The following is an 18,965-nucleotide window of genomic DNA, read 5'->3' as shown; positions in this document are numbered from 1 at the left end:
CTCTGTACCCTCAATAGTCAGGCGAACCGGGGATCATGTTCTAACGGTGCTGATAACCTGGCGGTCAGCACCCGACGGGACGTTATGAAAGGCGATCCTTTGCTTTGTAATAGAGTCCTGCGAGCGGTAAAAACCATGGCTTGCCGTGATAACCGGGCAGCGCGGGCCATGTGTCGCGCTGCCAGGGATTTTCAGTGCGCTTTTCAGCCAGCAGACTGGCCATGACGCGTCCCATCCACACCGACATCTGGGTGCCGTGACCGCTGTAGCCCAGCGAGTAGAAGAGGCCATCCTGTTCACCCGCGTGCGGCAGACGGTCGGCCGTCATATCAACCATACCGCCCCAGCAGTAATCCACCTGCGACTGGCCAAGCTGTGGCAGCATCTGCGTCATCGCCCGGCGCAGGATCTCACCGCTACGCGAGTCCGACGTCGGGTTGCTGACGGCAAACCGCGCCCGCCCGCCAAACACCAAACGGCGATCGGCCGTAGTACGGAAGTAGTTGCCGATATTCAGTGAAGTAACGTAGGTGCGATCGTTTGGCAGAACCTGGCGCAGCAGCGCCGGGTCGAGCGCCTCCGTCACCACGATAAAGCTGCCGACCGGCACAATACGGCGCTGAAACCAGGGAAAAGGGCCGACGTTGGAGCAGCCGGTCGCCATCAGCACTTTGTCCGCCAGAATGGTGCCCTGCGCGGTCTCTACCCGATGCTGATAACCCTTCAGGCGTTCTAGCTTCGTCACGGCGTGGTGCGGAAAAATCTTCGCGCCGCTGCGGGCGGCGGCCTCAGCCAGCCCGACGCCGAACTTGCCCATGTGCATCTGACCGCCACGTTTCTGCAGCAGGCCGCCGTGGAAGTCATCGCTGGCGATCTCGTCACGCACTGCGGTTTTGTCGAGCAGTTCGATCTCCGGGTCAACGGTGCGCCGCATCAGCTCATACGCTTCCTGCAGCCCGGCCACATGCGACGCTTTGCTGGCGAGCTTGAGTTTGCCGCACAGCCGGAAGTCGCAGTCGATCGCTTCATCCTGGATCAGTTGCTGGACATAGCTCACCGCCTCATCAAACGCCCGGTAGAAGCGGCTGGCCTGCTCCAGACCGTGGCTCGCCACCAGCGAGGCGAAGTTCTGCGCCACACCGGTGTTGCAGTGGCCGCCGTTGCGCGCCGAGGCCTGGCTCATCACGTCGCCACTCTCCAGCAGCACCACGCTGATGCCGCTGCGCGCCAGGTTCAGGGCCGCCGAGATGCCGGTGAAGCCACCGCCAATCACCACCACGTCCGCCTGTGCGGGCAGCGGTTCGCGTGCGGCACCGGTAAAGGCCGGAGCGGTGGCCTGCCAGAACGATTCCAGTTTCATGGGGTGTTCCTCAGAGTCCGACGACGCCAGGCAGGCCGCCGATATCGTTGATTTCGGTGTACTGGTAATACGGATTCGCCGGTTCATGACCGCGATTGACCCAGACTTTGTTTTTGATGCCGAGATCGTGGGCAGTCATCAGGTCATAGCGGAAGCTGGAGGAGACGTGCAGGATCTCCTCCGGGCCGCAGCCGAGCTTATCCAGCATGTACTCGAAGCCCTTCATCTGTGGTTTGTAGGCTCCCGTCTCTTCTGCCGTGATAGCCATATAGATTGGCGCGCCCAGACGCGGTTCGTGATGAGGGATCAGGTCTTTCATCGAGTTGGTCAGCAGCACCAGCGGAAACTCCTTAGCCACCTTTGCCAGCCCGGCGGGCACGTCGGGATGCGGACCCCAGCTGGCGCAGTCGGTGTAGATAAAGTCGCTGTCGGCTTTGTCCCAGCGGACGCCCCACTTTTTACAGGTGCGCTGCAGGGCATTACTCACCACGTCGTAGTAGGGTTTCCACGCGCCGAGCACCTCATCCAGCCGGTAGCTGGAAAAGTCGGTGGTAAAAGCGTGCATTGCGTCCGGGTCGACGCGGTCGCTGAAACAGCGCTGCGCGGCACCCGCCATATCGAAGCGAATCAGCGTGCCGTAACAGTCAAACGTGATGAATTTCGGTTTAAACAGTGCCATGTAACACCCTCGTCATTGTCAGTTGCGCTTAGAAATCGATGAGTACACTCTTCTGGCGCTGGCAGGCCTGAAACGCCTGGCGGCCTAAATCTTTACCAATGCCGGAGCCGAGAAAGCCACCGGTCGGAATGATGAAGTCGCCGGAGCGTCCATAGCGGTTGATCCAGACGGTGCCCGCGTCAATGGCGCGCATTGCCCGCAGCGCGCGCGGCAGACTCAGGGTGTGAACACCGGCGCAGAGGCCATAAGTGTCATGGGCGGCCATCGCCAGTCCCTGCTCTTCATCATCAAACGTCTGCACCGTCAGCACCGGACCAAAAATCTCCTGCTGGACTGCCGGGTTATCCTGCGCCACTTGACTCAGCAGCGTGGGCTGCCAGAACCAGCCGTCGTCGGTGTCGGCAAAACGCTCACCGCCCACCAGTACTTCTGCGCCCTGCGCTTTTGCCGCTTCAATAACCGAGCAGACTTTGTTGCCCTGTCGTTCATCGATCAGCGGCGCGTAGCGGCTGTCCTCCTGCCAGGTGACGCCCGGTTTAACCTCCCGGCAGAGTTGAGCCAGCCGCTCAACCAGCGGATCGGCAATGTTGCGCTGCACAATAAGACGGGTGCCCGCCACGCAGGCCTGACCGCCGTTGGCGGTGAAGCCGCGCAGAATCCGCTGGGCCAGCACCTCAAGGTCACCCGCGTCATCAAACACCAGTTGCGGACTTTTGCCGCCCAGCTCCAGCGTCACCGGCTTCATGCCGTTTTGCGCGGCATCGCTCATGATGCGCGCGCCAGTCAGGGTCGAGCCGGTAAACGAGACTTTGCGCACCAGCGGATGTTTTACCAGTGCACTGCCGGTCACCGCGCCACTGCCCTGGACAATGTTCAGCACGCCGGCCGGCAAGCCCGCCTGAATGGCCAGTTCGGCCATGCGTACGGTAGAAAACGGGGTCAGTTCAGAGGGTTTAAGCACCACCGCATTGCCCGCCGCCAGCGCCGGTCCGCATTTCCACGACGCCATCGACAGCGGGAAATTCCACGGGGTAATCGCGGCGATAACGCCATAAGGTTCGGCAATCAGCATGCCCAGGCTGCTGTCGCGGGTGGGAAAGAGATCCCCGCTGTATTTGTCAGCGCATTCGGCATAGAAGCGAATCGCTTCGGCGGTAAAAGGAATTTCGTGCAGCACCACGTCATTGATCGGCCGGGTGGAGCCCAGCGCCTCCAGCTGTGCCAGCAGCGCGTCCTGCTCAATCAGATCGGCCCAGCGGCGCAGTATCCGTCCGCGTTCGCGCGGCGGACAACCGGACCAGCCGCTGCTTTTCAGCGCCTGATGCGCCACAGTCACGGCACGATCGACATCCTGCGGCGTGGCGTCCTGCAGCGTGGCATAAACCCTGCCATCCGAGGGACGTTTAACCTCAAAGGATGCGCCCTGGCTCTGGCAGTGCTGGCCGCCAATATAATGGCCAGTCGGGAGAGAAACTTTTTCCGGGTCGAAACTTAACATGGAAGAATTCCTTATTTGTTACACCCATCAGTTGCTGGTTTATTAGCGTTTAAAACTGCCGGTTTCTGCGCTGTTAATAAGCTAATGCAGAAAGTATGCCAGCCGGGCAAAAAATAAAAATGCGTTTAAAACAGTGCAAAAAAATTTTCTGCCGTATTGGCGGGGGATTTTTTGCGGAATTGCCGAACAATTAAACAGATGATTTACTTCACAAAATTTATGCGCCCTGCTGGTGCAACCTGCACGGAAATTGCACCAAAGCGGATATTTCGGGTCAGGCGGCTCAATCCGGTTCACATGATCCGCCGATTTAACGACCCGCTTCACATCCCTGATAAATTCTTTAATTTTTCAGAACAATTATTTGACGCCGGTAAGTTTTTACGGAGCCTCAGGCAAAAAAAAGCCAGCCGGATTATCCGGCTGGCTCTTTTCATTTTTAGTTACAGACTGCCAATGTGAAATGTTTTCTGTTCCAGATATTCATCAATTCCGTAGCGGGAACCCTCCCGGCCAATACCGGAGAGTTTCACGCCGCCAAACGGCGCGACCTCCAGGGAAATTGCGCCGGTATTAAAGCCGACCATGCCAAACTCCAGCGCCTCCGCTACCCGCCATGCGCGCCGGATGTTCTCGGTAAAGAAATAGGCACCCAGGCCGTAGGGCGTGTCATTTGCCATCGCGATTGCCTCCTCTTCATCATCGAAGATAAACAGCGGCGCGACCGGACCAAACGTCTCTTCATGGGCGATGCGCATGGTGGCGGTGACCTCACCGAGCACCGTGGGCTGCACAAAGGTCCCGTTGCCCTGGCTGATGCCGCCGGTCAGCAGCGTTGCACCCTGACTGAGCGCATCATCAATATGACCGTTCACTTTCTCCACCGCGCGGCTGTTGATCAAGGGACCAATAGTGCTGTCGGGCGCAAAACCATCCCCCACTTTCAGGGTGGCGACCGCCTCCAGCAACCGGGCGGTGAAACGCGGATAGATACTTCGCTGCACCAGGATGCGGTTAGCGCAGACGCAGGTTTGTCCTGCGTTGCGGAACTTGCTGAGCATGACCCCCGCGACGGCAATCTCAATATCGGCATCATCAAACACGATCAGGGGCGCGTTGCCACCCAGCTCCAGACTCAGGCGCTTGATGCTGTCGGCGCTCTGTTGCATCAGCAACTGTCCGATGCGGGTTGAACCGGTAAAGGAGATTTTACGTACCGTGCGGCTTTCAGTCAGCGTCGCGCCAATCTCCGTGGGCAGGCCGGTCAGCACCTGCAACACGCCGGACGGGAAGCCGGCACGTTCTGCCAGCACCGCCAGTGCCAGCGCCGACAGCGGCGTCAACTCGGAAGGCTTAACAATAATCGGACATCCGGCGGCCAGCGCGGGCGCCACCTTGCGGGTGATCATCGCAATCGGGAAGTTCCACGGCGTGATTGCGGCGGCAACGCCTACCGGCTGTTTCAGCACCAGGATGCGCCGGTCCTCGCTGGGCGCGGGAATGGTGTCGCCATAGATGCGGCGTGCCTCTTCCGCGAACCATTTCACGAAGCTGGCTCCATAGAGCACTTCGCCTCTGGCTTCCGCCAGCGGTTTGCCCTGCTCGGCGGTCATGATAATCGCCAGGTCGTCAGCGTGTTCAATAATCAGTTGATGCCACTTTTCCAGCAGCGCGGCACGGCTGGCATTGGTAGTTTTGCCCCAGCTGATGCGCACAGTTTCCGCATAAGCTATCGCCTGCCCGGTTTCTGCCCGACCCAGTGCCGGAATCGTCGCCAGGGTTTCGCCCGTGGCGGGATCGGTAACCGGCAGCGTGGCGCCCTGATGCGCATCCTGCCAGCGTCCATTAAACAGCGCCTGCTGGCGCAGCAGATCGCTATCGTTAAGTTGTAGTCGCGACATATCATCCCCTTGTGGTCAGCTGATTCCACTTTATCGCGCCGGGTCAGCGCAGGATGTTGTTGTGCGGGGTGAGAAAGGTCGATAGAGGAGATTTTCGCGGTGATTTGAAATTTTATGCCGTGCGGAAACAGGCGCGCATCCGGGTGGATGCGCCGTGTGCTTAAATCTGGAAGTCGATAACCGGTTCGTCGTCATTGCTGTAGGAGAGCGCCTGACGCTTGATCTCTTCCAGCGACAGGTTGGCGTTGCAGAGTTCCAGGAACTGCCAGACGTAGTTGCGTTGCAGCTGGCCGCGCTTGAGGCCGAGCCATACGGTGCTGGCATCGAACAGATGGGTGGCATCGAGGCGTACCAGCTCTTCACTCTCTTCAGTTTCACACGCCTGATCGGCCAGTATCCCCACGCCTAAACCGAGTTTGACGTAGGTTTTCACCACATCGGAGTCCTGAGCACTGAGCACAATATCTGGTTTTAAACCGGCCGTCTGGAATGCACGGTCAACCCGCGAACGTCCGGTGATACCCTGCCGGTAGGTGATCAGCGGATAGCGGCTGAGCGTGCTCAGTGAAACCGGCTGGTTCTGCACCAGTTCATGCCCTTTCGGCACCAGTAAGGCGTGATGCCAGCTGAACCAGGGGAACGCCGCCAGGCTGCTGTTGTTGACCAGTAATTCACTGGCGATGCCAATGTCCGCCTCACCCGCCAGCAGCATGGTGACAATTTCCTGCGGCGACCCCTGATTAAGTTCAAGCCGGACGTTAGGATAGAGCTGACGAAACGCTTTGATCACTTTCGGCAGGCTGTAGCGCGCCTGAGTATGGGTAGTGGCAATAGTCAGGATGCCGCTGGTTTCATTGGTAAAGACATCGGCCAGACGTCGTACTTTGCCCGCTTCATCCAGGATACGCTCAGCGATGGTCAGCAGCGCTTTGCCCGGCTCGGTCATCCCCAGCAGGCGCTTGCCGCGACGGATAAAGATCTCAACCCCGAGTTCATCTTCCAGGTCACGAATATGCCGACTTACTCCCGACTGGGAGGTAAACAGCGTATTAGCGACTTCCGTTAAGTTAAACTCACAGCGGGCCGCCTCGCGGATGATTTTAAGCTGCTGGAAATTCACGGTATTTACCTCCCTTTACATAATCTGATTATCTGATGGTAAGAACTATTATTGATAACCGGAAATACTAAAAAATTCGGATTTATGACTTTAGGGAATAACGGGGTGGGTTTGGGGGGGCAGAGAGGTTTGAGATGGGCGGCCGGACTTCAGAATTTGACTGAAACCCGGCCTGGGGAGAGGCTATTTTACAGAAGGCGATAGATTACGCATTCTGGCGCTCTCTGCTTTCATCTCTTCATAGCTTGCTTCCAGGATCCACAGACAGGTCGCACCCTGGTCAGTTGCCAGTAGCGCCAGACGGGTTTGTTGATAAAAATCCTCTATAAAGGCTGTAGGTTGCTCAGCCGGAACGCTGCAGACAATGTCTGTACCTGCCATATGGGGCCAGGATCTGGCGTCAATAACCCGGAGCGTCTCCAGCACGCCCGGGGTATTCTTTGCTAACGCCGAGGCAAGGGCATCTTCCATCCGGGTTGCCTGCTGAACATCAGCCGTAGCTGCCAGTTGGGGCACTTTTGCAAGCCAGGCTTGCTCTCCTGACGCGATGCCCTTCAGCGAATTTTCCCAGTCGGATGTATTCGCTCCAGCCCAGACCGCGAAGGGCAGAAGGCCAATCAATATCAGATATTTCATCGGACCACCTCCAGCGTCCCGCCTTCACGCAGCACGCGTCGCCGGGTTGCAAGTGACATAATGATGCAGCCTTCTGAGGCGAAGCCCGCTGGCTTATTGACCCTTTCGCCATGAATGCGAAATGCCGAACGGCCAAAAGACTCTCCGGAAGTCTGCACCAGAATAATGGTCAGGGGTCCTTTTGATGTGGAGTGCCCTGCAATTCTGTACGTTCCCTGAGGAAGGGGCCCCATCCCTCTTACATGCTGGCGATCGGGATTATTTTTGTTAGTCAGACTACCTGAGTAGCCGGCCTCAATAAATTCACTGTTGTGGTATAAGTGACCCGTGCTTTGCTCATATGTCCATGTCATCGTTATATTCCTTTATGCTGTCACTCGATCATTCCAGCTGTCCGAGTGGACGATATTTCCGTCTGCATATCGCCAGGTAATTTTTTCGTAAATCAGCTCTACAGTTTCCAGATGATCCCGCGCCTCACCATAGCGGGATTTAACGTCATACATCATCGGGCCCACACAGATAACGGTTACGCCTTCCATCAAAGTATTGAAATATTCCACCTCCTGCCCCGCGTCATTTATCCGGTAAAATCTTATTTCCGCTGAGCAAAGCTTTTGACCTGAGGTCACAGCCCTGTAAAGGCAGGGACTGGACTTATCGATCTCTTTATCAAAACTGTAAGAAGCGTGTTCGCGGACAGCGGTTGTTTTACCCGTCACGTTGTCTGTGGAGAGCATGACGCCGTGATTCAGGCCGAGGACTTCAATAGCGCCTTCACGACCTGCCACGTCGACTGATCCGACAATAATGTTGTTACCGTCATCTTTAAGCCAGAGATAAGCTGGAATAGCCATCGTTTTAAACTCCATTTTAAAAAGAGAAAGCCAGCCTGTTTTCTGCTGACAGGCCCACTGCTTTCACAGCCTGATTAAACTATCTTCCGGCAAACATCAGATCAATTTTCATAAAGCGTGAAATCAACCTGATTGAAGTTTTATTGTTTGAGATATAGAGATCGCGGAATAACGCGGTATCAGGGAAATAAAAACGTGCCCAAAAGCTATTCAGAATAATTTAAAAGTCGTATCAGCAATTCTTCACGCCAACATGGATTTATCATTCGTGCTATGAAGTTCACATTGTGTCGAAATGGAAAGATAGAACCTCTTCCTGTACAGCCAGTAAACAGCTCTGTGCAGCAAATAAATACAGAAATTACAGACGAAGGTTTACCAGAGGCGTCCGGAGCGCTGAGGAACAACCGCAGGCAAGGATGAGCCGACAGGACGTCGGCGAAAGGACGGCACGAGCCAGGGATGGCGAGTCCGGACGGTCCGTCGGCCGCAGGGCGTGACGAAGGTACCCCGCACAGCGGGGCGCGCAGGCAGCCGGACGCCGGGATTGTTAAGGGGCGGGCGTCCGCCCCTTGACGCGTCCGCCTGCTCGGGCAACCTGAAACTCCTCATCGCCTGGCGGGCGAAACTTCCTCAGTGCATACCCGTTGCTAAAGGCTCACAGCCTCCATCGCCTGGCGGGCGTAACCCGCTCAGTGTAGCCCGCTGCAAAGCGAAACCCGCTGCAAAGCGAAACCGGCTGGTTGCCAGCCCGCTGCAAGCGCCCTCTTAACTCACTAACATCAACTCCCGCTCCTCACTCAGCGGCTTATTCAGCAGCGACAGCAGAATGTTCTTCACTGCCTGCGCTGAAGGTGACAGCGGCAACCGGGCGGAGACGTTCAGTGACAGCGGCAGACTCAATGACGGGCTGTTAATGCGTGACATCCAGGCATCGGTGGATCCCACCAGCGAACGGGCGGCGGACTCAGGTAATACGGTCACGCCCATGCCGCTGGAAATGGCTGCGGTCAGGGTTGAAATCGATTCGATCTCACCGATGATGCGTGCACTCAGACGACGCAGCGAAAAGGCCTCATCGACCCGCTTGCGTACTGCGCTGTAATCACGCGGTAAGAACAGACTCATCTGCGCCACATCGGCCAGATCGACGCTGGCACCTGGGTAATCGGTGGCGCCTACCAGAAAGAGATCCTCTTTCATCAGCGGCATGCTGGTGATCCCGGCAGTGGGCGCGCGATCGTACAGCACCGCCATATCCAGCTGACCGTTCATCACTTTCTCATTCAGCACGCTGCCGCTATTTTCGTGCAGGTAAACCAGCACTTCCGGAAATTGATCGCGCACGGTCTGCAACAGCGGCATAGTCAGCGATGAAGCCGCCGTCCCTGGGGCCAGCCCAATCGATACCTGTCCACTCAGTACCTGACCAGCGTTAATTACCGCAGTCTGGGCCTGCTCACACTGGCGCAGAATGGTGCGCGCATGACCATAGAGAATCTTACCCGCCTCAGTTGGCGTAACGCCGCGCTTGGTACGAATCAACAACTGCTGATCCAGTTCATTTTCCAGCGTCGCGACCTGCTGACTGAGTGCAGGCTGGGCGATGTGCAACACTTCTGCTGCCTGCGTCAGACTGCCGATATCGACGATTTTCACAAAGTACTTCAGTCGTCTTAAATTCATCTTGCCTCCGTCACTCACCCCGAATAGCGAAATGGGTCTGATCCCATCGCCCTGATAACAGAGATTTTGCAAGATGCAGGCCAGGTTTAAAAAATTCAGGTTATCAAGCAGCCAGATTTTTCCTAACGGCCCGGAAAATAAGCGTTTCTGATTACCTCTTATGGGTTAATAAGGATCAGGAATGGCTGAGAAGAGAGAGTAAAGCCGTCAGGCGCACTGTGACAGTGCAGACGCTGCGAGTCAGACGTGCAGAAAAGTGATGACAGGTTGTACAGTTTGAGTGCAGTGGAAACGCATTGCACCTGATGAAGGCTTGCAGGGCCTGAACAGAGGAGTAAAAAACAGGGAGTGAATGTAACCGCTATCAGCAGGATTTCTTATCGCTGACGAATGCCGGATGATAAAAAGCAACCGTTGCCCTCTCCCGCATCCGGAAGAAGGCAACGCCTGCTGATTAACGTTTTTTGCGGTTACGGTGCATGTCGATAGAGACCGCAGCCACAATAATCATCCCTTTGATGATGTCCTGAATGTACGCATCGACACCAACGAAGGTGAATCCGCTTTTAATCAGGCCAAGGATCACTGCGCCAATTAATGTTCCGGTGATACGGCCCACGCCACCCATCAGGCTGCTGCCACCGATAACGGCTGCGGCAATCGCATCCAGCTCGTACGACATCCCCATGCTCGACTGACCGCTGCTGACGCGCGCCGCCAGTACTACACCCGCCAGGCCAGAGAGCGCGCCTGCAATGGTGTAGACGATAATCAGATACTTATTAACGTTGATACCGGAGACTTTCGCCGAGGTCATGTTGCCGCCGATGGCGTAAACATATTTACCGTAGCGGGTATGCTTCAGGGCGATATGGAACAGCAGCGCCACCACCAGGAAAATCACTACCGGCATGGCACCCTGTCCGATTGAGGTGAAGCCATCGGAAAGGAAGCTGATCGGATTGCCCTGGGTGTAATACTGCGCCAGACCGCGTGCCGACACCATCATGCCCAGCGTAGCAATGAAGGGCGGAATACCGGTGCGGGTGATCAGCACACCATTGACCACACCCGCCAGCAAACCGACGCCGATACCGGCCGCAATAGGGATCACCGCAGGCATATTCACCAGCGACGGATACATTGGCGACAGGCTGTCAGAGGTCTGCGCCAGGCTCGCGGCCACCACCGCCGCCAGGGCGATAACGGACCCGGAGGAGAGATCGATACCGGTGGTGATGATGACCTGGGTCACGCCGACGGCGATAATCCCGATAATCGCCACCTGCAATACAATCAGGATCAGACGGTTGGTGTTGAGCAGGAAAGACTGGTCACGCACGTACCAGCCGAACATTTCAAAAATTAACGCAATCCCCACCATCACCACGAAAATGCCGGTATCTTTCGGCAATTTATGACGCAGGCTGGCAAAAAAAGAGGGTTGCTGCGGGGCTGCCGGGGTGGCAGTAGCTTTCATATTGCTCATAGTGGTCTCGCGCCTCACTCGGATGCCAACGACAGAATGGTTTCCTGATCGGCTTCTTCTTTATCGAGGATGCCGGTTATACGCCCGCCGTGCATGACCATTACCCGGTCGCTCATGCCAAGAATTTCCGGCAGTTCAGAGGAGACCATGATGATAGCCACGCCACGATTGGCAAGTTCACTGATTAAGCGGTAAATCTCCGCTTTCGCCCCGACGTCAATGCCGCGCGTCGGTTCGTCCAGAATCAGAATCTTCGGTTGCGCCAGCAGCCAGCGGGCAATCAGGACTTTCTGCTGATTACCGCCGCTGAGGTTATTGATGATTTGATCCATGGTCGGCGTTTTGATGTTGAGACGACGGATTTGATCCATGCAGTCCTGCGCCATCTTCACATGGCTGACAAATCCGCTTTTGCCGCTGTACTCCGGCATGTTAACGATGCTCATGTTCTCCATCACCGATAGCACCAGAAACAGGCCGGACTTTTTACGGTCTTCGGTGAGGAACGCCATGCCCTTTTCAATCGCGGTTGAGGGTGAGTCGATCGTCACCGGCACGCCATCAATCAGGATCTCGCCGCTGTCGAAGCTCTCCATGCCGAACAGGCTCTCCATCACCTCGCTGCGACCCGCACCCACCAGTCCGGCGACGCCGAGGATCTCCCCCCGGCGCACACTGAAACTGACGTCGGTGAAACGATCTTTGCAGGTGAGATTGCGCACCGTCAGCACCTCTTCACCAATTGCGCTGTTGAATTTCGGGAACAGCTGGGTCAGTTCGCGTCCCACCATCTGGGTAATCAGCGACTGGCGGGTATATTTCGACGTCTGATCGCTGGCGATCCAACTGCCGTCACGGAAGATACTGACTTCGTCGGTGATGGTGAAAATTTCATCCATCTTATGGCTGATGTAGATGATCGCTTTGCCCTGCTCCCGCAGGTCACGAATGATGGTAAACAGATGCGCCACTTCGGTTTCTGTCAGCGCGGAGGTGGGCTCATCCATGATCACGATGTCTGAATCCCATGAAACTGCTTTGGCAATCTCAACCATCTGCTGCGACGCGATGCTCAGCTCACCCACCATCCGATCGGCTTTCAGGCGGATATTCAGGCGGTTCAGCAATTCCTGCGTCTTCTGATTAAGTCGGGCGTGATCGACAAAGCCAAATCTCATCGGCTCGCGACCCAGCCAGATATTCTCGGCGACGGTCATGTAAGGCACCAGGTTGAGTTCCTGGTGGATCATTGAAATGCCGGAACGCAACGCGTCCATGGTGTCCTGAAACTGCACCGGCTCCCCTTTAATTTTGATGGTGCCCTGATCGGGACGATACATCCCGATCAGGCACTTCATTAAAGTGGATTTGCCCGCGCCATTTTCGCCCATCAAGGCATGTACCGTTCCCGGACGCACCCGCAACGAGACGTTGTCGAGGGCTTTAACGCCGGGGAAGAACTTGCTGATGCCTTCGGCTTCAAGCGCAAAAGCGTTCATACATCACCTCCGTACAGCTGGGTCAGGAACGACTATTTCAGGTTACGCTTGGTAAACTGTTCCATGTTTTCTTTAGTAATCAACTGGTAGGGGATATTGATGACTTTCTGAACTTTCTCGCCATTCACCAGTTTGATTGCCGTCTGCACCGCACCTTCACCCTGGCCCTGCGCATCCTGGAATACCGTGGCGACCATCTTGCCCTGCTTCAGCATCTGCAGCGCATCGGGTGTGCCATCGACGCCAGCGATCAGGATTTTGTCCGGATTTTTACCCAGTGCCTGCAGCGCACCGATCGCCATTTCATCGTTGTTAGAAGCGATGGCATTGATCTCATCACCGGCAGTCATCCAGTTACTGACTACGTCTACCGCATCGTTACGGGTAAATTTGGCGGTCTGTTTCTGAACAATTTTGATGCCAGGGAATTTAGCCGCAACCTCTTCCACACCTTTGGTACGGTCACGGGTCGCTTCATTCGCCAAATCACCCATCAGGATGGCAACGTTGCCTTTGCCGTTCATCGCTTTAGCCAGCGCTTCCATCTGTAAGCGTCCAGCCAGTTCCGAATCGGACCCGACATAGGCCATTTTGCCGGTCAGCTCAGCCTGTGGACGGCGGTTGACAAAGATCAGCGGGATACCCGCTTTGCTCGCCTGGTCCATAATCGGTTTCACCGCATTGGTATCGACCGGGTTGACGATCAGCGCATCAACCCCCTGACCGATAAAGTTCTGAACCTGCTGCAGCTGCTGTGAAACGTCGCCTTTTGCATCCTCAACCTGCCCTTTAACGCCATCTTTCTGCATCTCTTTCTGCATTGAGGTACGCAGAATGGTGAGGAAGTTGTCATCAAACAGCGCCATGGAGACGCCAACTGAGATATCTTTTGCCATAACCGCGGCAGGTAACATGCAGGCTAACAGTGAGGCGACAATCGTTTTTTTAATGTTCATAGGGACCCTTCTTATTTGTTAACTTGCTCAGCGGCTGTGACCGCGAATGAAAAATATCTTTTACATTCACCCAGCCTGTCTGGCGTCTGTTTCGGGAAATTTGAGGTAAGACTTCAGGTTCTGACTATTTTTGTGATCGACCACTCCTTTTCACAATCACTTGATCTGCAAACAGTTAACTTCAAAATAGCGTTTCACTTTCAGACGATAATGACGACCGTGATGATAAGCAGTTTATTTATTCCATATAATCACGTTTTGAAATTTTTATCATAAAAGCACTGAAACGGTTGTTTTAACATCGGCAAACAACAAAACTTTGACATGCCTCTAACATCTGCGGAGAAATGCCCGCAAAGTGAGATCCTGTTGGCAGTTTGAAAATCCAGCAGAATCGGGTAAAAATCGCCAATCCGCTGCTTTTACGAGCATCTGAACGCAATTCGGTAAACAGGGCTTTGACAAGCGGGATCTGCGCCGCTAATATTCGCCCCGTTCAAGCGATTCCTCTGTAGTTCAGTCGGTAGAACGGCGGACTGTTAATCCGTATGTCACTGGTTCGAGTCCAGTCAGAGGAGCCAGAATCAGAAAAGCCCGCTCAGGGAAACCTGAGCGGGCTTTTTGCTTTTATGTTTTCGGTCACGGCGGCATGACATCCCCGCCTGAATGGCTTACACCTCAAACCCGTAGTGCGAGCCGTCCGGCAGTTCCACCACCAGCCGCAGCTTACCCCCTGCCGCATCGATATAGCGCTTGAGCGTGGAGAGCTTCAGATCGCGGCCCGGCTTCTCCATACCCGCCACGGTAGGCTGTGTAATGCCCAGCGCCTTTGCCATTTCGACCTGTGTTTTCTGCACTTTCTCGCGCAGCTCGGCAAGGTGAATGTTGAGCAGGATATCCGTCGCCATCGCCTGTGCGTCGGCAACGACTTCCGGTTTTTCATCCGCAATAAGCTGTTCAAGCGTTCTGCCCATCTGGTTACTCCTCATCTTTAAAACTATTCAGCCAGTGTGTGAATTCCCGATCGGCAACCGGAAGCATCTCCTGATAAAAACGCTTTTCATTGCCCACCTTATTTCCGGCACAAAGCACAATCGCCGTTCGGTTTGGGTCAAAAGCAAAGAAAGCCCTTATCGGATCGCCGCGACTCTGAATACGCAGCTCTTTCATGTTGATATAAACAGAGCCTTTTAGCGTATCCGCGTATGGCCTGGACAACCCCGGCCCCTTTTCGCGCAACACCATTAATGCTGCCAGTACGCAGGCGCGATCGCTCTCATTAAGCAAGGTAAACCAGCGATCAAACCTCTCCGTCGTTTTAATCATCCACACGGGATCTCCTTATTAATATAGGTCAAATACTATATAGGTGTAAAGCGATAATCGAGTGTGATGCAGGGGGATTTCAGATGCCTGTGCTTTTAGTGCAAAGTGAGAGAAGCGTTCAGCCGGGTCAGTGATGAATCCACACAACCTTCATCGTTTTGCGAGCTGTACCGGATTGGTTATGGGGTGAGATGATGTGAGGCGTTGTTATCAATAAGAAAGCCCGCTCAGGCTTCCCTGAGCGGGCTTTCACTTTGTTCGCATCGCTTCCCTGCCAGTGCAGAGTGACGCTTTTAGCGCGTGATTACGGCAGCGCGATACGGGCAATCTCGTCAGTGCCTTTGGTGGAGGAATCTTTGTTGAATTCCGCCTTAAGCGTGACATAGAGCGTGTTGTTGTCCGGGCCAATCAGCAGGCTGTTTGGGTTCTTGTCAAACGACCAGCTGTTTTTCACCGCGTAGGTGGTGGCATCCAGTTGCAGCACTTTCTTCGATTCGCGCTGGCTGATGTAAAGCTCATTGCGTTTAGCGTTGAACTTGATGCCCATCGCATCGCCTTCGATGCGCTTGATCACTTTGCCGGTGCGCTCATCAAAGATCAGCGTGGTTTTGCCTTTGGAGTCGTCAGTAACAAACAGGCGACCGGTAGCAGGATCTTCCGCCATGTTCAGGAACAGATACTCTTTGCCATCGCCTGCGGTCCAGCGCTTCTCGATTTTATGGCTGCGTGGATTGATCACCAGAATTTCACCCGAGCCGTTAGCCGCATAAATGCGCTCAGTCAGCGGGGAATAGATGATACCGGTGACCCATTTCCCGGCGTTTTTAATCTCGGTTTTCAGCTTAAACGTTCGGGTATCCACGACGGAGATATAGCCCGGTTCGGCTACGCGACCGACATAAAGCTCGTTGCCGTGCCACAGGACTTCACGCGCACCCGCCGGATAGCCTTCTTTACTGATCTTGCCCGGGAACACCAGACGCTGCAGCACTTTGCCACTCTGGGCGTCCACTTTGGAGATCGCGCCATCCAGTGAGTTGGTGGTGTAGAACACCTGACCATTTTCATCGATAGCGGTACCGAAGTTTTTCATGTCGGTATGCGTTTCGCCTTTGGTCGTCAGCGTGGCCGGATCGAGACGATAGATCATGCCGCCGTTCACATCCTTAAACGCCTGCGCGCTGGCGACAAACAACGCTTTTGACGCAGGGGAGTAAGCCATTTCGTACAGACCATCACCCAGAGCGCGTTGTGTCACTGCGGTATTAACCGGTTTTGGGGCTTCAGCGGCAGGCGCATCGGCTTTTTTAGCAGGAGCCTGACACGCTGTCAGGCTAAAGGCAGCGGCAACTGCCATGGCAATAGCGGCTTTGCGCGGGCTTAACGATTTCATGCTGAACTCCGTCAGGGAATAAAGAATGAGAATCATACGCATTAACAGCCAGTAATCAAATTATGACTCGGCTATCCAGACCTGTCCGGTCATTTTACCCGCGTTAAACTGCTTAACTGCCCCGCTAAATTCCACCTGTATGCCCTTTTTCTGTTTTCAAATCTGATAAACACCAGCAACTAAAAGGCTTTATATCTCCCTATCACACTGAATTATAAATAATTAACATAAGGTTACACTTTCGATTGAATCCTTTGAAGAATATATAAAGCAAATGATTATCATTGGCGTTCTCATAAATGGTTGAGCGTCTTTCTCCAGAAGATGAGTGGATAAAAAATAACAACCAAAGACACAACGGTTTAACTCAATACCAATTTTTAATGGAAAATTTTATGGCTCGTAGTGGCAGGGAATCAGGTTTCAGAAACAGCTTTAGCGTCTCATTACTGACACTGGCGATACACGCTCTCTTCCACCCCGCCCTGGCGGCGGAGGAGACATCGCAGGATATGGTGGTCAGCGCCACGACTGACGAAACCAGTGACAGCGGTAAGCAGAATTACGCGGTGCAGACCACCCGCGCGGGCACCAAATTAATGCTGACACCGCGAGATGTGCCTCAGTCACTCAGCGTGGTGACGCAGCAGCGAATGCAGGATCAGGATCTGCAATCGGTTAATGATGTGCTGACCAACGCCACCGGTATCTCCACCAATCTTATCGACAGTGAACGCTCCGAGTACTATTCACGCGGCTTCAAAGTCAGCAACTTCACTTTCGATGGCATTCCGACCTCGGTTAACGATAACTGGAATTACGGCGATGCGGCGTCCGACACGGCAATCTATGACCGTATTGAAATCGTGCGCGGTGCGACCGGCCTGATGACCGGAGCGGGCAGCCCTTCGGCCTCGATCAATATGGTGCGTAAACATGCTGACAGCAAAACCGCGACCGGCACGCTGAGTGCCAGCTATGGCAGCTGGAACAAGCAGCGCTACGTGGCGGATCTCTCTGCCCCGCTTAACAGCGATGGCAGCCTGCGCGGCCGAGTGGTGACCGGTTATACCGATCAGGAGAGCTGGCTGGATCGCTATCAAAAAACCAAAAAATTCATCTACGGCGTGATTGATGCGGACCTTACCGACAAGACGACGCTGTCACTGGGCTACGACTATGAAGATGACAACACCGGCAATCCAACCTGGGGTGGCCTGCCGATGTTTTACAGTAACAACGCCACGACACATTACGACCGCAGCCTGAATTCATCAGCTAACTGGGCGCGTTACAACACTAATTCGCGCAAAGTCTTTGCGGATATCGACCATAACTTCGATAACGGCTGGAATATTCATATCAACGGCACGCATGCTGAGAATACCTTCAGCGATAAGCTGCTCTATGTGATGGGCAATCCCGATCAGGAGAGCGGTGAAGGCACTACCGGTTATGGCAGTATGGATCGCGGCAAGCGTAAAATGGATTCAATCGATGGCTTTGCCAGCGGCCCGTTTGAACTACTGGGTCGTCATCACCTGTTGATGGCCGGGGCAAGCTACAGCCGCCAGCATAATGCCGCCTACAGTCAGGATGGATTCAGCGATGCGGAGGCGGGTGAAATCACTGCCGCCGATATGGGGATTTTCAATAATAGCTGGACCGGTAACGTAGCGGAACCTGAATGGCAGGGCTGGTATCTCAACGATGATGACACTGTTCGTCAGAAATCGGTCTATAGCGCTGCACGCCTGTCGCTGGCCGATCCGCTGTCGCTGATTATTGGCGCTCGCTATACCCAGTGGAGCACCCATGGCAGTAGCGGAGAGATGACTAAAAATAACACCACGCCTTATGCAGGGCTGGTGTATGACATTAATGACACCTGGTCCGCCTATGGCAGCTACACCGCCATTTTCCTGCCGCAGACTTATCGCGATACTCACGGCAGTTACCTCTCACCGGTGACAGGTAAAAGTTACGAGACCGGTCTGAAATCGGCCTGGAACGATGGCCTGCTGACCGCCAGCGTAGCAATTTTCCGCATCGAGCAGGATAACGTTGGACAGGCGATTGATGGCGTTTATCTGAGCGGCAATGAGCAGGCCTATGACGCCGCCAAAGGTGCAGTGAGTAAAGGTGCCGAGTTCGAGGTGAATGGCGCGCTGACCGATAATCTGCAGCTGACCTTTGGCGCAACCCGCTATGTGGCACGCGATAAAAGTGGCCGGTTCAACAGCTATCAGCCGCAAACCTCATTCAAGCTTTTCACCCGTTATCAGTTAGCCGCGATCCCCGAGCTCACCGTTGGTGGCGGAATTAACTGGCAGAACCGGGTGTTTAAAGATGTGACCAATGCCAGCGGCGACAGCGTACGGGTATATCAGGGCAGCTACCCGCTGGCCTCGTTGTTTGCCCGCTATCAGGTGAATAAGCAGGTTGCCGTACAGGCCAACGTCGATAATCTCTTCGACCGTGAATATTACAGCTATATGAACAGCTACGTTTACGGTGAGCCACGTAACGTGAATGTCAGCGTGTCTTATCAGTTCTGATAATGGT

16 protein-coding genes and 1 tRNA gene are annotated in these 18,965 nt (G+C 54.7%); 2 read left to right on the top strand and 15 right to left on the bottom strand.

Translation table 11 applies throughout. The features are described from left to right. Window positions 1-82: 82 nt before the first annotated feature. From ACVKSX_RS00995 to ACVKSX_RS00940, 12 genes are all read right to left on the bottom strand, one after another. Window positions 83-1,360 (bottom strand): NAD(P)/FAD-dependent oxidoreductase, encoded by a 1,278-nt coding sequence (locus tag ACVKSX_RS00995; RefSeq protein WP_187510679.1) that lies wholly within the window; start codon window positions 1,358-1,360, stop codon window positions 83-85. A gap of 10 nt (window positions 1,361-1,370) precedes the next feature. After that, the gene (locus ACVKSX_RS00990) at window positions 1,371-2,039 is read right to left on the bottom strand and encodes a haloacid dehalogenase type II (protein WP_010247881.1); all 669 of its coding nucleotides are present in this window, start codon (window positions 2,037-2,039) and stop codon (window positions 1,371-1,373) included. Between the two features lie 28 nt (window positions 2,040-2,067). After that, on the bottom strand, window positions 2,068-3,537 hold the full coding sequence (locus tag ACVKSX_RS00985) for an aldehyde dehydrogenase family protein (RefSeq protein ID WP_354438211.1): 1,470 nt from the start codon (window positions 3,535-3,537) through the stop codon (window positions 2,068-2,070). A gap of 443 nt (window positions 3,538-3,980) precedes the next feature. Next, a complete protein-coding gene (locus tag ACVKSX_RS00980) occupies window positions 3,981-5,438 on the bottom strand; it encodes an NAD-dependent succinate-semialdehyde dehydrogenase (RefSeq protein WP_033758293.1) in 1,458 nt (485 codons plus the stop codon). A gap of 160 nt (window positions 5,439-5,598) precedes the next feature. Next, entirely contained in the window at window positions 5,599-6,558 is a 960-nt protein-coding gene (cbl, locus tag ACVKSX_RS00975) for an HTH-type transcriptional regulator Cbl (RefSeq protein ID WP_010247887.1), read from the bottom strand. 183 nt (window positions 6,559-6,741) lie between these two features. Next, the gene (locus ACVKSX_RS00970) at window positions 6,742-7,194 is read right to left on the bottom strand and encodes a hypothetical protein (protein WP_010670915.1); all 453 of its coding nucleotides are present in this window, start codon (window positions 7,192-7,194) and stop codon (window positions 6,742-6,744) included. Then, a complete protein-coding gene (locus ACVKSX_RS00965; RefSeq protein ID WP_010247892.1) occupies window positions 7,191-7,547 on the bottom strand; it encodes a tlde1 domain-containing protein in 357 nt (118 codons plus the stop codon). Before ACVKSX_RS00965 ends, ACVKSX_RS00970 begins: the two co-directional genes overlap by 4 nt. Window positions 7,548-7,559: 12 nt before the next feature. Further along, window positions 7,560-8,051 (bottom strand): type VI secretion system tube protein TssD, encoded by a 492-nt coding sequence (tssD, locus tag ACVKSX_RS00960; RefSeq protein ID WP_010670916.1) that lies wholly within the window; start codon window positions 8,049-8,051, stop codon window positions 7,560-7,562. 768 nt (window positions 8,052-8,819) lie between these two features. Further along, window positions 8,820-9,737, bottom strand: a complete 918-nt coding sequence (gene nac, locus ACVKSX_RS00955) for a nitrogen assimilation transcriptional regulator NAC (protein WP_010247899.1) — start codon at window positions 9,735-9,737, stop codon at window positions 8,820-8,822. Between the two features lie 454 nt (window positions 9,738-10,191). Beyond that, on the bottom strand, window positions 10,192-11,217 hold the full coding sequence (locus ACVKSX_RS00950; RefSeq protein WP_170933484.1) for an ABC transporter permease: 1,026 nt from the start codon (window positions 11,215-11,217) through the stop codon (window positions 10,192-10,194). 23 nt (window positions 11,218-11,240) lie between these two features. Next, on the bottom strand, window positions 11,241-12,725 hold the full coding sequence (locus ACVKSX_RS00945) for a sugar ABC transporter ATP-binding protein (protein WP_187511790.1): 1,485 nt from the start codon (window positions 12,723-12,725) through the stop codon (window positions 11,241-11,243). A gap of 32 nt (window positions 12,726-12,757) precedes the next feature. After that, window positions 12,758-13,681, bottom strand: coding sequence for a sugar ABC transporter substrate-binding protein (locus ACVKSX_RS00940; protein ID WP_010247907.1), 924 nt, complete (start codon window positions 13,679-13,681; stop codon window positions 12,758-12,760). A 505-nt stretch (window positions 13,682-14,186) separates the two neighbouring features. Here ACVKSX_RS00940 and ACVKSX_RS00935 point away from each other — a divergent pair. Next, a tRNA-Asn gene (locus ACVKSX_RS00935) sits at window positions 14,187-14,262 on the top strand. A gap of 90 nt (window positions 14,263-14,352) precedes the next feature. On the opposite strand, the gene ACVKSX_RS00930 is transcribed toward ACVKSX_RS00935, so the two are convergent. The 3 genes from ACVKSX_RS00930 to ACVKSX_RS00920 all read right to left on the bottom strand — a co-directional run bounded on the left by ACVKSX_RS00930 (window position 14,353) and on the right by ACVKSX_RS00920 (window position 16,400). After that, window positions 14,353-14,655, bottom strand: a complete 303-nt coding sequence (locus ACVKSX_RS00930; protein ID WP_010247918.1) for a helix-turn-helix domain-containing protein — start codon at window positions 14,653-14,655, stop codon at window positions 14,353-14,355. Window positions 14,656-14,659: 4 nt separating this feature from the next. After that, entirely contained in the window at window positions 14,660-15,013 is a 354-nt protein-coding gene (locus ACVKSX_RS00925; protein WP_010670918.1) for a type II toxin-antitoxin system RelE/ParE family toxin, read from the bottom strand. Window positions 15,014-15,311: 298 nt separating this feature from the next. Further along, entirely contained in the window at window positions 15,312-16,400 is a 1,089-nt protein-coding gene (locus ACVKSX_RS00920) for a YncE family protein (protein ID WP_287062464.1), read from the bottom strand. Window positions 16,401-16,795: 395 nt separating this feature from the next. Here ACVKSX_RS00920 and fhuE point away from each other — a divergent pair, with 395 nt between their 5' ends. After that, the gene (gene fhuE, locus ACVKSX_RS00915) at window positions 16,796-18,958 is read left to right on the top strand and encodes a ferric-rhodotorulic acid/ferric-coprogen receptor FhuE (RefSeq protein WP_354438208.1); all 2,163 of its coding nucleotides are present in this window, start codon (window positions 16,796-16,798) and stop codon (window positions 18,956-18,958) included. Window positions 18,959-18,965 lie beyond the last annotated feature (7 nt).

The organism is Pantoea sp. PvP021 (assembly GCF_054056055.1).
This window is presented reverse-complemented; position numbering and strand designations above follow the sequence as displayed.

What these genes read in the sequence shown, in the direction of transcription:
- ACVKSX_RS00995 (WP_187510679.1), bottom strand. Translation starts at nt 1,360, where the DNA reads ATGAAACTGGAATCGTTCTGGCAGGCCACCGCTCCGGCCTTTACCGGT.
- ACVKSX_RS00990 (WP_010247881.1), bottom strand. Translation starts at nt 2,039, where the DNA reads ATGGCACTGTTTAAACCGAAATTCATCACGTTTGACTGTTACGGCACG.
- ACVKSX_RS00985 (WP_354438211.1), bottom strand. Translation starts at nt 3,537, where the DNA reads ATGTTAAGTTTCGACCCGGAAAAAGTTTCTCTCCCGACTGGCCATTAT.
- ACVKSX_RS00980 (WP_033758293.1), bottom strand. Translation starts at nt 5,438, where the DNA reads ATGTCGCGACTACAACTTAACGATAGCGATCTGCTGCGCCAGCAGGCG.
- ACVKSX_RS00970 (WP_010670915.1), bottom strand. Translation starts at nt 7,194, where the DNA reads ATGAAATATCTGATATTGATTGGCCTTCTGCCCTTCGCGGTCTGGGCT.
- ACVKSX_RS00965 (WP_010247892.1), bottom strand. Translation starts at nt 7,547, where the DNA reads ATGACATGGACATATGAGCAAAGCACGGGTCACTTATACCACAACAGT.
- tssD (WP_010670916.1), bottom strand. Translation starts at nt 8,051, where the DNA reads ATGGCTATTCCAGCTTATCTCTGGCTTAAAGATGACGGTAACAACATT.
- nac (WP_010247899.1), bottom strand. Translation starts at nt 9,737, where the DNA reads ATGAATTTAAGACGACTGAAGTACTTTGTGAAAATCGTCGATATCGGC.
- ACVKSX_RS00950 (WP_170933484.1), bottom strand. Translation starts at nt 11,217, where the DNA reads ATGAAAGCTACTGCCACCCCGGCAGCCCCGCAGCAACCCTCTTTTTTT.
- ACVKSX_RS00945 (WP_187511790.1), bottom strand. Translation starts at nt 12,725, where the DNA reads ATGAACGCTTTTGCGCTTGAAGCCGAAGGCATCAGCAAGTTCTTCCCC.
- ACVKSX_RS00940 (WP_010247907.1), bottom strand. Translation starts at nt 13,681, where the DNA reads ATGAACATTAAAAAAACGATTGTCGCCTCACTGTTAGCCTGCATGTTA.
- ACVKSX_RS00930 (WP_010247918.1), bottom strand. Translation starts at nt 14,655, where the DNA reads ATGGGCAGAACGCTTGAACAGCTTATTGCGGATGAAAAACCGGAAGTC.
- ACVKSX_RS00920 (WP_287062464.1), bottom strand. Translation starts at nt 16,400, where the DNA reads ATGAAATCGTTAAGCCCGCGCAAAGCCGCTATTGCCATGGCAGTTGCC.
- fhuE (WP_354438208.1), top strand. Translation starts at nt 16,796, where the DNA reads ATGGCTCGTAGTGGCAGGGAATCAGGTTTCAGAAACAGCTTTAGCGTC.